Source organism: Paenibacillus sp. NN59 (assembly GCF_057597225.1).
Genome location: NZ_CP199678.1, coordinates 1,092,062 through 1,106,242, shown reverse-complemented (window position 1 = coordinate 1,106,242; position 14,181 = coordinate 1,092,062). Strand labels below are relative to the sequence as shown.

Below are 14,181 nucleotides of genomic sequence, written 5' to 3'. Positions count from 1 at the left end.
ACATTATTCTGATATCGTCGGAAAGAAGTTGGTTACTTTTCCACTTTCATTAAGATATCCTGTGAATTTTAGACCGTTCGATGCTGTTCCACGAATTTCCCTAACCACAATCTCTCCACTCGCCATCGCTTCTTTTCCCCATTGTATCATTTGTTCATTTGAAATTACTTTTGGATCATATACAGTCTTAGGACTTGGAATATTTTTATACTGATCAGCTATTACTTTCAATTCCCTATCAAGTGCCGGAATTCTATAATCAATCTCGAGGACTCCAGATATTGTAGGATGTGGTGTTTTCGAAACAATAAGTTCCTCAAGATTCCAACCTTGGTCTGTTAAAATCCTTTCGAAACTTTCTAAATTGTGACCTCCGACAATCCCTTTATTCTTTTTCCTTACAATACTTTGTGCATTTATTAGATGATCGTCAAAACCGTCCAAATACTCAAAATTATTTTTATTCACCCATGTAACATTATCATCACCATATTTTGAACGTAAGTACTCATCCCATTCTGCGCCTGTTCGAGTGATCTTACTATTTTCCGTCATCCGTCCCGCCTCAGGCAAACGATTAAACGCACTAACCTTGGCGCCGCCTCCTGACGAGGTCAGTAAATTATGCGGTTTGATCATCTTAGCGGTGAGGCCACCGCCGACCATCATGCCTCCCATGCCCATCATATTGGCCCAATGTTCGCTGGACCAGGCATTCGTGGGGAATATCGCTTCACGGATTGTACCATGGATGCCAAATGTCAACCAATTGGCTGTATCATTGGCAGAATTAAAGGCTTTATCCGCTCTATCCATGTAACCTTCCACCAGACCACTTGGGATACCAAACGTCCAATAGTCCAGAAATCCGCCGACACTGTCGTAACGCTTCTGGTAGCGGTCATCTGCAGCCTGCATAAAACCAGTACCCAGTTCTTTCAAACTATCCACCGATTTTTGAAAAGCATTACGATTGTCTACAGTGGGAGCCCGGCATTCATTCGGTGGAGGCGGCATACAATTTGCATCGTAGGATTGCGTAGTCTGCTGATCCGCCAGTCTGAACTTCTCCGCATGTCCTTCAAGCGTTTTGGCAATCGAGAGGGATAGTGAACTGAAGTTGTCCATCACTCGTTGCGCCGCGATGAAATCAGCATAAAATCTTTCCTTGGTGCTCCCGTTCCACTGCCTTTCAATTTCGAACAGCTGTTGTTTCAAGATGTGATTCATCTGAGCAATCTGACTTTGGGCTGAAGCGAACTGTTTTGAAACGGACAATAGCTGTTCCGGGGTTACTTTAATCGTTGTCATGGTGTACCTCGTTATCGATATCGTTCTAATTATGTATTTCGTTGTTACACGAAAATTCTGTGTTTCATATATGCCAGTTCATCCACCAGCACATGGGATTCAGTATAACTGGATTGAAATTCTTTTCGTAGAGACTCCTGACTTAATCCTTTAGTTCCTATTACCCCCAGTACGCCCTATTTGTAACTGTCTTTGTGACCTAGATGCCCCCCACTGCACCGATTCAAAACTTACTATTGTCATATAAGATAGATTAGGCTATATTATTAATTAATTGATCAGTTAATTAATAAATTAATTAATGTGCAGATAAGAGAAAGGAGAATTTTTGTGGCTAGAACTGTGAATGAACAGAAAAGGCTTGAGCGACGTAAGCGCATCTTGGAAGAAGCTGTCGTCTTGTTTGCGGAAAATGGATACTCAAACACCACAACGGCTCTTATTGCTAAAAATATCGGTGTGACTTCCGGAACCATATTTCAATACTTCCAAACTAAAGAAGCTTTGTTTCATGCGGCTGTCCTGGAACCGCTTGAAGATATCCAGAAGAAATCACTTGCTATGCTCCAACAAAACGGTACGCCAGCCGAATTACTTAAAAATATGGTCAAAGACCAATTCGACCATATTTACTTCTATACCAATGAGTTACGACTTGTTCAGTCTGTATTGGGACAGCGAATCCGGTTCCCAGAGCTTACTCAAAAGGTTCTGAGCAGTATAAAAGTAATGACGGACACGATTGAAGCTGTTTATGCAAAGGGGCAATCCCTGGGAGAATTCAACCCAGATTTCTCACCGGCTATGATCTCACGAAGTTATATCTCTTTCTTAAATGGGGTAGCGTTAACACTCGGAGAAGATATTGTTCATCATCCGGAATGGGAAAATCTAAAGGCACACGCCTATTATCTGTTTGCCCCCGTACAACACAGCAAGAACTAACACTGGAGGAAAGAAAATGAAGCAGCAACAACCGTCACTCGAACTCAATTCGACATTTAAAAATCGCATTAAAAAACATAAGAAACGATTATGGAGCCTGGCGATTGCACTCGTACTTATCTTAACTGTCGTATTCTTCATATCTTATAAAGTCGTAGACATCCTGTTACACCATCCACGAGATACCAATGTCAGTTATGAATTGAACATGGATAAAACCCCCTATGAGGTCGTTGAATTCAAGAGTTTAAAAAATGATAATACGATAAGAGGGACCTTCTTCCCGGCAAACACTTCTTCAGACAAACCAAGTAACAAAACGCTAATTGTCGTTCATGGATATACAAGTAATCGCCTCGTCAAAGGACGTACGCCAAAGTTGGCAGAGCATTTCATTCCGAAAGGTTATAATATATTGGCCTTTGATCTCAGCGCGCAAGGTAAATCCGATGGTGAGATGATCACACTCGGTCTGCGTGAGAAATATGATCTGCTTGCAGCTGTTGACTATTTGAAATCCAGAGGTCAGGTAGGCGAACATATTGGCGTCATTGGCTTCTCTATGGGAGCTGCTACGTCTCTGCTAGCTACAAGTGAAAGTGATTATATTGAAGCGGTTGTAGCGGATAGTCCGTTTCGGAATGCCGGTTTATTTTTAAGGGAGGGTCTGCCTGTATTCTCTGGATTACCTGCATTTCCATTCGGTTATACCTCCACATGGATGGCTAATTGGGCATTTGACGTTGATCTTGATTCTGTGTCGCCTATGGATGCGGTTAAGAAGATGCAAAATAAACCGGTTATGCTCATCCACGGTACTGGGGATCAACAGATCAGTTATACAAATTCAGAAAAGATCTATGAGAACTTGAAGAATAATCCTGATGCAGAGGTATGGTATCCAGCAAATACCGAACACATTGATGCTATTAATCATTATCCAACAGAGTATTTTGCAAGAGTGGACCGTTTTATGGATAAGTATGTAGGAAAATAATTTAATCTGTTAAAGTCAGCAGTATAATCAAAATCATCTTTTCTAAGAAACAACATAGATATGCTTATCAAAAAAGGTACAGACATCTCAACAATGTGAGATCATCTGTACCTTGTTTTTACTTAGCCTCTTTAAGCTGATTTGTTATTCATCTTGCGGAATCGAATCAAAGACCAGATCGTCAGCAATGCAAGTACACCGAGACAGATGCTAATACTGAACCGGTTGCCTTCATCAAACACAAACATCAGAGCAATGACGCTCAGGATCAAGACAACGACTCCGGTGATGTATGGAAATCCCCATACCTTGAATGTAGGCTGAACCGGATACTTTTTGCGCAATTTAAGCTGTGAAGCAGCGATGCAGATCCAGACCAAAATCACGACAAACCCCGGAACCGCAAGTAACACTCTAAACAGCTGATCTTGGGCAAACAGCCCTAACATGGAACCTGCCAGCAGCACAACGGTACACACCAGCAAGGTATTAATCGGGCTTCCGTTGCGGTTGGTCTTGGCAAGTGCTTTAGGAGCTTCCCCGCCAACAGCCATGGAATGCATCATACGAGATGCTCCGTAAATGCCCGAGTTCGCTGCGGACAGCACCGCGGTCACCAATATAAAGTTCATAATATGTGCAGCACCCGGCAGGCCAGTTGATGCCAGTACCTGTACAAACGGGCTGCTTTCCGGCCCAATCTCATTCCAAGGAATCAGGCCACAGATAATCAGAATCGGCAACGTGAAGAACAAGATGATTCTGAACATGAAATTGCCCACGATCTTTGGCATCACTTTCTCCGCATTTTCCGTTTCCGTCAAGGTCAGACCGATTAGCTCCGACCCTCCATACGAGAACATAACAACAAGAAGCGCCGAGAAGATCGATGTCCATCCGTTCGGGAAGAACCCGCCAGCTTGTGTATAGTTTTGCAGATATGGTGTGTTGTCACTTGGAATAATACCAAAGATCAGCCCTGCCCCGAGCACGATAAAAATAATGATCATCGCAATTTTGATTCCGGCCAGCCAAAACTCAAATTCCCCGAACACACCAACGCTGAGCAGATTAACCAGTATAATGAATGCCGCACATGCCAGACTGAGCATCCAGAGCGGCACGTCCGCGAACCAATATTGCAGGAAACTGCCCGCAGCGATGACCTCGATAACACATACAGATAACCACAAGAAGCAATACATCCATCCCATTATAAACGAAACTCTGCTTCCGAACGCTTCCTGTACGAAATCTTTCATATTTCTATTCTTGTACACCGTAGCCATCTCTGCCATCGCAGCCATAACCACAAGCAACAACAGTCCGGCAAAAATGTACGTTACAATAACACCTGGGCCTGCAAGTCCAATCGTGCCTGCACTGCCTTTAAAAATGCCTGTCCCAATGACACCCCCCATCGCCATAAAGGTAATGTGTCTGGGTTTTAATTTTTTCTGTAATGATTCTTCCGTCTGAGTCTGAGCCAATTGAAATCCTCCTGAGGTACAAAAACGTCTGTAATCCTTGTCTATTTTTGAGCAATATAAAGTCCAGTATACCCTATCCATGATGAAACAGCCCACCCAATCTGTATGGCCAATTCATCCCAAACTTATGACATGCCTATGATTTATACCCCATAACTGTACAAAGTAATCGATATGTTCCCCATGTAACCAGGCTATATCCCACTCCATACATCACCCACGCACCCAAATTGGCGGTGAAAGTTGCCCAGTTACTGGTGATGTACAATAAAGGTAACAAGAGAGACATACCTAATGCGACCGCCCTGCTGCACCATTTTGTAGCGTACCAGCAGACGCCCAGAACAAAAGCGATTAAGGGGCACAACACAAATACAACGAAAATGGGATTCAATCCTTCAAACCACCAGTAGAGCATGTTTTTGCCCCTCCATTTCATTGATGCGTCACAGCGTTCAAATCTCAAATGTAAGTTTACCACTTTTTGCGTTGTATGAACTGTATCAAATGTTTCATTTTTTCCTCAGAACCATAAACACTTCAACACATAAATAAACGTTAAAAACCAGCCCCCCTATACTAGAGAGACTGGCCGTTTCCGTTTAGATTCATCGTCTATAATGTTATCCGATAACTTTGGTCATAAATGTACTGTTTGGGTCTAGAACATAATCAGCAAACGGCTCGCAATATTCAAAACCAAAGTCTTCATACAACTTGCGTGCCGGGATAAACGAATCCATCGAACCCGTTTCCAGACTGATGCGCTGATATCCACGAGACATAGCCTCTTCAATGATGTGCGTCAAAATATGGCGGGCTACCCCTTTACGTAAATGAGCGGAAGCTGTACGCATCGATTTCAGTTCCCCATGCCCCGTGTTCAATTCTTTAATGGCTCCGCAGCCAAGTAGCTCATTGCCTTCCCATGCACACCAAAATGTGATCTCGGGCTTCTTCAGCCCATCCAGATTCAAAGCATGTATGCTCTCTGGTGGGGAATCCGCCGCCATACCTAACAAATGCTCCGCGATTAGTGCTTTTACTTGATGCCCACTCAAATCATCCACTCTAATTTCCATCGTTTCCACTCCTGCCGACATTTTGTGATTTATCTCTCCACGAAGCTGATCAATGATTATATATTACAACGATGTCAGGTTTTATAACAACAGTGGTTTCTTGCTGGAAAACGATAAGAAAGTGGGTGGATTATATTATGATTGCTGATACGATACTGCTGTCATCTGGCATGGCTCACACGCAAACATGTAATACACACCTTCACCATTCTCCTGAATCATCTCACCGTCCAACTGTCCGATAGCTTTCATCGTAGCAGAGCAGGCTGGACATACTGGATAATCTGCATCTTGCACCCAGCCGGGGTGACCCCCAACCTGTGATATAGAAGGTTCCATTGCCCACTCACTACCATGGAAAGGCTGACGCGGTTCCGGCGCGATACGGAACCAACGTCGCTGTACCTGCTCCTGCGCCCCTCCTGACCACTCTCCCTCGCCAGCAAGGCTACCTACATCTAAGCTACTTGAGCTAACTCCCGAAACATCTACGCTCATCTCTTCTACATCAATTTCATCAAATCCGTCCGGCTTCACATTATACTCACTCCAGATTGGTTTCCCTTCTGTATCCATTTCCATGTACACCACGCTGTAACTGCTGCATACCAAACAGGTTTGCACATCAAGTTGTGGAAAGTTCCATTGAACAGACCGAAGCGATGGATGTTTCACATGTAAATTCATTAAGCTGATAAATGAACTACCACACCATGGACAAAGCTTGGAGCTTGGCACAAGTAAAGAAATCGGAGAACCATTCAGGTTCTCACTCTCGCCTGCCTCTACATCACTGTGTTCTGCTTCATACAATAAATAACTTGGGGTGATAAACAATTCTCTGCGTTGACCTTCTTCAGTTAACTCCCACCCCGCCTGCAACGTATAACGCTCAGGCTCGACATATAGCTCGCCAGCCCATTCGGGCGGAGACTGCTTCCACTGCCAGAACTGCTGTACAACAACTTCGTCACCGATGTAGGCCAGCATGATCAGGAAGTGGTTACGATTCTCCTTATCGTTGTTCACCTGCTGAATCAGATGATCTCGCGTCTCGCCAGAGGCACTTTTAAAAAGAACAGCTGGATAAACGATATCCCTATCCAAAAGTTCAGGAATTTCCGCCGTCAGGGGCAGATCATGATAACAAACAAGATACAGCAAGATATCCTTACCGCTATCTCCGTCATCTGAGCGGATCAAGTCCATTGCGTAACGCTTCATCTCACGTTGTTGCTCTACCGCAAGGGACAGATATACTTGTTCCATGGAGTATTTATACGGTACATATCGAATAAGTTCGTTATATGTCCGGGGTTCATGCATGATTTTCAGAATCTGCGCTGCGTCCGTAACGCCCTCGTACAGATTAACATCACGCCGATTCGCTTCAATATAACGTTGATGTGCCTCCCGTTCCATCTCCTGCTTACAAGGCATACAATACCCACCTGTTTTAGCCGCTGTTGCTGGCAAAATCATATGGTCGCATCCTTCACGTATACACGGAATACGTTCTGCCATGCTTCTGCCTCCTTCAATTTTTAGGAATGGTGTCCAAGTTGCTCCTTGGTGAATTCGTAAAACGCAAGCGCATCCTCACTGCTCTCAAATCCTGCCTGAGCTATTTTCTCGCTACCGCCGCCTTTGCCTTGGTAAGCCCCGAGATTTCCTTTGAAAAACGGCCCGCACGCCCATTCGGACGGCTGTCCATTCTGAGCCAGCACAACCTTCGCTTCCGAGATGCTGGCAAACAGCACCAAACCTTCATGTTCTTCCGTAAGTTTGGTAGCAAGACTTTGCATGTCCTTGAGTGATTTGTCCTCGAAAATCCGGGCAATGACCAGCCCTTCCCGTGCCGCAAGCAGTTCCTGTGCGTAGTAAGCGTCGTTGGCAGATTTGACAGCATTCAGCTCGCTTTGCAGCTGTTTCTGCTCCTGTTCCATTTTCCCAATACGCTCCAGAAGCTCGTCCCGGCTTGTCTTTAATTTGGTCGTAATACCGTTCAACACCTGCTGAACGGCCATGAACTCGTTTAAAGCTCTCGTACCGCATTTAAAATAAATTCGTGTGCTGCTCTTGATCTTCTCCGTTTTCAGCAGCTTAATGATGCCTACTTCGCCTGTAGCTGCCACATGTGTACCGCCACAAGCATTGTACTCTACATCTTCAATCTCCACGATGCGAATGTCCTCCGTCACTGTCGGTTGCTTCACTAAAGGTAAACGTGTCGCTTCCTCCGCGGTAACCCATGAACTACGAACCGGAGCATTGCGAACAATCTGCCGATTCACCTCTTGCTCGACTTCAGCCAGCTGTGCTGCGCTGAGATTCTCTGCAGCTACATCAATCGTAGCGTAGTCCATGCCCAGGTGAAAGCTGAGTGTCATGGCATCCGTCAGTTTTAGTGTAATTGCTGATAACAAATGCTGGCCCGTATGTTGCTGCATGTGGTCAAATCTTCGCTCCCAATCCAGCTCACAGTCCACATCATCCTGCTCCGGGGAACGCTCTAGCTTATGCCATACTTCTCCGTTTTCCAAGTTCACATCCAGAACAGCAATGCCGCCAATCTGTCCCAGATCACAGGGCTGTCCACCGCCGTGCGGATAAAATGCAGTCTCGGCGAGTGTAACGTATACGCCATCTTCTTTCGTCATTCGATTGGTAATATGTGTATGCCACTCGCGCGTGTAGGCAGAGTCATAGTAAATTTTTTGAGTCATTGAATGGATTCGTTCCCTTCTCGTTCAAGTAAGTTACCTCTACTCTCAGATTACACTATTTCCCATAGCAAAAGCCAATATTGCCACTTTTATTCCTCGCTTTTACATCAGGAATACCATTGGATAAACTGCACATTTGTATATTCCACTCTGCATCCTCCGTTTACAAAGATAAAAAAACCGTTTTGTAAGCTAGCCTACAAAACGGTCCCTATTATTATTCAACTAAACCCTAGACTTGGCGAATTTATTCACATTCATCTCAGCTGAACGGATTGCTTCAACAAGATTATTATCTCGTTCATCCTGGGACCTACGAAAATAGAGACTGCGTAAGAAGTTTTTAACATTCACTCTGGATATAACCTGACCTCGATTTCTAGGCCAGCTTTTACATCGAACCAATCCGTTAATCCATGATATGATATCCTTTTGCGAAAGCAAACTCTGTTCTATTATGGTATCCAGAATGGTTGTCATTCGCTCATCTTCTTCTTCACTGAAGATATGTGTTTTATTTTCCAGCATGTTCTGAATCGAATTTAGAATGTCTAACTGCAAATCTGAGTCACTCTCTGGACATTGTATCAGCTCCACTAACATATCCGCACCGTGAGCTGCACTATGAGCCCACCCTCCTTGAGGTACGTAACCCCTCAAATCTTTCTCTTCCTTATAGTAACGAAGAAGTACATTCTTCAACTTTATAAAATCAAATGAATTCAGAAAAGGATTCTGACGATGGCTGCGAATAATTAAAGCAATTGGTAGGGCAGAGAATGTCCTTGTGAATACGGTCTCATCTCCTACATTGCCAATATGATAAAACAAATGCTGCTCATCTATTAGAGTATTTAGAAGATTACATAATTCTTCTCGAGAAAATAAATTCTCGGTTTGTATCCAATTATAAAACGTTGGATAAATTAACTCATCGCGAAGTTCGGGATGCGGATCTCCGATATATCGCAGCATTAGTGGTAATATATCATGCAGATATTCCCCTTCACGAAGGTGGTAATCCTCTGCTTCAATTCTCTGCAGATCCATGATAAGCTTTGCACGCAAATCGTTCATTTTTTCATCTCCTTTAATATGCCCATAATCTCTTCAATTACAATTTCCGGTTCATCATGATGGATATTATGTCCACTGCAACAAGCAATCCTATGTCTACTTGACGTTGACAACTTCTGAAAGTCAAATTGTAACTTTTGCTCAATTTCCAAAATGGCTTGAGCAGGCCAGGTGTCTTCCATCCGATCCGGCAAGCCTCTTGTAATAATTGAGAGAGGAATATCATATAACTGGGAGTGTTGAGTAATCTGTTCATAACTAGCTACCTTATCAATCAACTCATGATTTAAAAGTGGATTTTCGTAATATTCCCTATTACTTACACGCAGTGTTCCAGTCAATACCTTTTCATAGGCAAGTTCCTTATATTCCGGAACCCCATCAACTAAAACAATCCCTGATACAAGATTTGGATACAAGCTCCCGCATAATCTGGCTATTAAACCTCCAAAAGAATGGCCCACCAGTATAAATGGCGATTTCATATTGTGTACAAGTAACAATTCTAACATCTCGTTCACCAGATCTTTACAAGTCCGAGGTACTGAAGTTCCTTCACTTTTTCCTACCCCTGCGCGGTCATACGAGAACGTTGATGCTACTTCTGATATCTGATCCTGAATCAGATTCCATGTCTCACAGCTGTCGCCTAAGCCAGCAATAAAGACAACGCTTGGGGTCCCATTTCGTGAATATTTACAATACAATTTGCAATCCCCATATATATAATAAGCTTCGTCATACCTATTAAAAAAACCAGACCCATTAGTATTTATTCCCATGCTTTTGCTGTGAGGAATTGAGACATCCGTTCCATTGCGCCACGAAATTTGTCAGGATGGAGACCGAAACCAATCCGGAAATGACCTGGTCGCTCGAAGACTTCACCAGGCAGAACTGACACCTCAGTATTCTCAATTAACCTCTCTGCAAAATGCTGACTACTGATCGACTTATCTTTCAAAAAAGGAAATGCCACAATACCTCCTTTTGGTTCAATCCAGTCTATGACGGAGTTGTGCCTGGCAACAAGTTTTCTAAATTCAATTATATTTTCCAATACCCATGACTTGTGCTCCATACCAATTTTTTCCCAGTGAAGCAGAAGACGATAGGCCAGGAAGTCATTAATTGAACAAATCGTATGTGTCGTATAATCTTTAAAATCACGAATTTGATCAACCAGCGTTCTATCTGCAACCACCCAACCTACCCGAAGTCCAACACAGGCGAGACATTTTATCATCGACCCCACAGCGACAACACACTCCGACTTTCCATATAGAGATGGAATTAAATCTTCATCTCCATAAGGAATAAACCTGTAATGTTCATCAGCCAAGATTTCAATTCCATACTGTTCAGCAATCTGAATAATTTCCGCAACTTCACTATCTGTAAGAAGTGCCCCAGTAGGATTATGAGGATTGTTCAGCACGATGATCTTGGTGTTGTTATCAATCATGGATTTCAAACTTTCTATATTGATTTTAAATCCTTCCTCGGTCTTGAGATCTAATAATCTGACTTCATAACCTAAATACTTAGGAACTTCATATAAGGTCTGGAATGCAGGGAATGGAACAATAACATTTGCACCCGGCTCATAACGAAGATGATAATAAATAAAGACAGCTTCACTTACACCTGTTGTTACAATAATCTCTTCAGGGCTTACATTGTCATAAAATGAAGCAATACTTGTTCTCAATTGGAGGGAACCGTACGTATCATTGTTTTTAAAACTGCATTGAAGCAACTCTTCTATCTTCGTTTCAGTAAGCTCAAGGACTTCACCAAGTGTGCGATCTTCTATCCCACTTTCTCCTAGATTAAATTTCGTATATTGATTTTCGATCAACCAAGGTTCCATCAAGTGCAGTGCCATTTGCATAATTGAACTCTCCTTTTATATCATTTATTTTTCAATTCTTTCTGGAAGATTTCAACTAAACCTAGTAAATAGGGATCAGAAAACAGATTCCAATGATCTCCTGGAGTATCTATAATAGTTACTTTTCCTCGGGTCATCTTTTCCCAGTACGATTGAGTGAATCTTACCCATACCGAATCATTTGCTTTGATTGCTAAAATATCACTTTCAATTTTGGACCTGATTTTATACTTTTTTTCAATATATCTGAAGTTTTCTTGAACAGTCATTTGTGGGAAGTTACTTATATTTTTTTTAGAATGTTTTAGATAATAGTCGTGAGTCCAACTATTCGGTGATTTCTGAAATCTTCGAAGCATGGATCGTTTTACCACTTTATATGGTCTCGACAAAACAGAACGGAGCCACACATATTTAAGCTGGTTATCATTTAACCATGGCTGCTCATCGATAACAATCAGCTTTTCAACAGTTTCCCCCATATTCTCTAACATTTGCACAAGGCTATACGCAAACATAATTCCGAAGCAATGTCCCCCAATAATATAAGGCCCCTTAGGCTGCACCTGTTTAATCTCATGCATATAGAATGACACTAATTCATCCAGGTTCTGAGGCAATGAAGACCCTTCAATTAATCCTTTGCCCTGCACAGCATAAAAATTGCAATCCTGTTCAAGGCGCTTAGCTAATTCTTTATATCCGAATACTGTGCCATCAAGGCTGTGAAGAATAAAAATATTTTTTTTCTCACTTGAAACCCGATTCATTCTAACTACACATTCCATATGCGAGAACATGCCTTCCATCTCAATACTACTCGCTAAAGCAGATATCGTCGGATTGGAAAACAACTCGCCCAGTGAGATATTCACCTGGAATTCTTTTTTAATTTCACTCACAATCTTGAGAGAATTGATGGAATTACCACCAATCTCGAAGAAATTATAGTTAGTACCAATTTCTTTAATGTTCAGGACACGTTCCCAGATATGCACCAGCTTCTGCTCAACTTCGGTATTGGGTGCCTGATATTCAACACCAAGGTTCTGAACTGCTTGAGGCCTAGGAAGCGATTTGCGATCAACTTTCCCTGTTGGTGTAAGTGGTATATGTTCTAATTGAACAAAGTAAGATGGAACCATATACTCAGGCAGATTAGCGGACAGATGTTCTCTTAATTCAGGAACAGTAAGTTCTCTGTTGGCAACAATATAAGCACACAATAAGGCGTCCCCGCCTTTTTCTTCTTGGGCTGTTACAATAGCCTCACGAATATCGTCGTGTTTTAATAGCACATTCTCAATTTCTTCAGGTTCGATTCGAAATCCACGAATCTTGACCTGATGGTCAGCCCTGCCTATTAAATCCAAGTTGCCTCCATGCATCATCTTGCCCACGTCTCCCGTTTTGTAAATGATATCCTGAGGATTATCCGTAAACGGATTTTTCATGAAGACGGATGCAGTCAAATCACGGTCTTTGTAATAACCTGAAGATATGTAGGGTGTCCGAATGTAGATATTTCCTATGTTTCCCTCAGGACAAATCTGCATGTCACTGGTTAGAATCATCACATTTGTATCTGAAATAGGTCGTCCCACAGGAATCGTGATGCGATTGGCATCCTCTTCCTGTACTCTGTAGAAAAATTTTGCTAGCGTTGTTTCAGTTGGACCATACATATTCACCAGTTGTATTCTACTTCCAAATAATTCTATAAACGGTTTTACATCGCTTCCTCTCAGCATTTCACCAGCTAGAAGGATATAACGCAGATCCTTTAACCTATTTGAGTCTTTAATCTCTGTAGTTAAAGACCGAAATAGTGTGGGAACGAGATGCATCAAATGAACCTTATTCTGCTCCAGCCATTGTAAGAGATATGACGAGTCAGCAATCATCTCTCTACTATCAGGGATACAGAGTGTTGCACCGGAACACAAAGGGACAAATACATCTCTTAAAAATGGATCAAACGAAGGTGAGGTCAGTAGACTAATTCTAAAACTCTGATCCACACCAAATTCCTTGATCTCCCAATCAATAAAATGTTTCAGACTTCGGTGTCTTCCTAGGATCGCTTTCGGATTGCCCGTAGATCCAGAAGTGAAAATAATATAGCCATTTTTGTTTTCCTCAACTACAGTCATCTCTTGATCATGTTCAGCATTCGAATTCATGATAACTACGTTGATATGATCATAGCCTTTTCTAACCATCCCTTTATTATCTAGGAGGAGAACGTTAATTTTCCTGTTTGCATCCTTCATAATCAATTCGATCTTATCTAACCATTCAGTATCAGTAATCAGCCACTCACACTCCACTTTATTTATCATGTATTGGAGTCGCTTTTCAGGGAAGGAGGGATCCATTGGTGCATATATTAAACCGGCTTTGAATATTCCAAGAATGGATGAAACGAGAGTAATGCTGTTATCCAGCATTACTCCGATATTTTTTTGCTTTCCTACCTTCTCTCGCAAAAAATTTGAGATCAAATTCGACTGGTGCTCTAATTCAGCATAAGTGACCTTCCTGGTACCCCACTCGATTGCAATGTGATCAGGTGTATTACTTGCTACATAACTTACTGTCTCATGAACGTTTTTCAATTTTACGGTTGCTATTGATGTCATAGATTGTAGCCCCCCGC

11 protein-coding genes are annotated in these 14,181 nt (G+C 42.4%); 2 read left to right on the top strand and 9 right to left on the bottom strand.

Annotated features, from left to right (window positions below):
* Positions 1–3: 3 nt before the first annotated feature.
* Positions 4–1,311 (bottom strand): WXG100 family type VII secretion target, encoded by a 1,308-nt coding sequence (locus ACT89M_RS04750; RefSeq protein ID WP_186809774.1) that lies wholly within the window; start codon positions 1,309–1,311, stop codon positions 4–6.
* A 330-nt stretch (positions 1,312–1,641) separates the two neighbouring features.
* On the opposite strand from ACT89M_RS04750, the gene ACT89M_RS04745 reads away from it, so the two are divergent.
* Together ACT89M_RS04745 and ACT89M_RS04740 are read left to right on the top strand one after the other, a co-directional pair.
* Positions 1,642–2,256, top strand: a complete 615-nt coding sequence (locus ACT89M_RS04745) for a TetR/AcrR family transcriptional regulator (protein WP_308722295.1) — start codon at positions 1,642–1,644, stop codon at positions 2,254–2,256.
* A 16-nt stretch (positions 2,257–2,272) separates the two neighbouring features.
* Entirely contained in the window at positions 2,273–3,253 is a 981-nt protein-coding gene (locus ACT89M_RS04740; protein WP_308722294.1) for an alpha/beta hydrolase, read from the top strand.
* Between the two features lie 131 nt (positions 3,254–3,384).
* On the opposite strand, the gene ACT89M_RS04735 is transcribed toward ACT89M_RS04740, so the two are convergent.
* The 8 genes from ACT89M_RS04735 to ACT89M_RS04700 form a co-directional block, all read right to left on the bottom strand.
* On the bottom strand, positions 3,385–4,743 hold the full coding sequence (locus ACT89M_RS04735; RefSeq protein ID WP_154891161.1) for an amino acid permease: 1,359 nt from the start codon (positions 4,741–4,743) through the stop codon (positions 3,385–3,387).
* Positions 4,744–5,366: 623 nt separating this feature from the next.
* Positions 5,367–5,825 carry a GNAT family N-acetyltransferase gene (locus ACT89M_RS04730; RefSeq protein WP_154891160.1) on the bottom strand — a complete coding sequence of 153 codons (459 nt, stop codon included), beginning with the start codon at positions 5,823–5,825 and terminating at the stop codon, positions 5,367–5,369.
* 135 nt (positions 5,826–5,960) lie between these two features.
* Positions 5,961–7,349 (bottom strand): DUF1963 domain-containing protein, encoded by a 1,389-nt coding sequence (locus ACT89M_RS04725; RefSeq protein ID WP_154891159.1) that lies wholly within the window; start codon positions 7,347–7,349, stop codon positions 5,961–5,963.
* A gap of 20 nt (positions 7,350–7,369) precedes the next feature.
* Positions 7,370–8,551: an alanyl-tRNA editing protein gene (locus ACT89M_RS04720; RefSeq protein ID WP_154891158.1), complete on the bottom strand. Its 1,182-nt coding sequence runs from the start codon at positions 8,549–8,551 to the stop codon at positions 7,370–7,372.
* Between the two features lie 225 nt (positions 8,552–8,776).
* The gene (locus ACT89M_RS04715; RefSeq protein WP_308722293.1) at positions 8,777–9,628 is read right to left on the bottom strand and encodes a DUF2785 domain-containing protein; all 852 of its coding nucleotides are present in this window, start codon (positions 9,626–9,628) and stop codon (positions 8,777–8,779) included.
* Positions 9,625–10,410 carry an alpha/beta fold hydrolase gene (locus tag ACT89M_RS04710; protein ID WP_253497057.1) on the bottom strand — a complete coding sequence of 262 codons (786 nt, stop codon included), beginning with the start codon at positions 10,408–10,410 and terminating at the stop codon, positions 9,625–9,627. Before ACT89M_RS04710 ends, ACT89M_RS04715 begins: the two co-directional genes overlap by 4 nt.
* Positions 10,401–11,522 carry a guanitoxin biosynthesis PLP-dependent (S)-gamma-hydroxy-L-arginine cyclodehydratase GntC gene (gntC, locus tag ACT89M_RS04705; RefSeq protein ID WP_308722292.1) on the bottom strand — a complete coding sequence of 374 codons (1,122 nt, stop codon included), beginning with the start codon at positions 11,520–11,522 and terminating at the stop codon, positions 10,401–10,403. Before gntC ends, ACT89M_RS04710 begins: the two co-directional genes overlap by 10 nt.
* 20 nt (positions 11,523–11,542) lie before the next feature.
* Positions 11,543–14,164 carry an amino acid adenylation domain-containing protein gene (locus ACT89M_RS04700; protein ID WP_308722291.1) on the bottom strand — a complete coding sequence of 874 codons (2,622 nt, stop codon included), beginning with the start codon at positions 14,162–14,164 and terminating at the stop codon, positions 11,543–11,545.
* Positions 14,165–14,181: the final 17 nt, after the last annotated feature.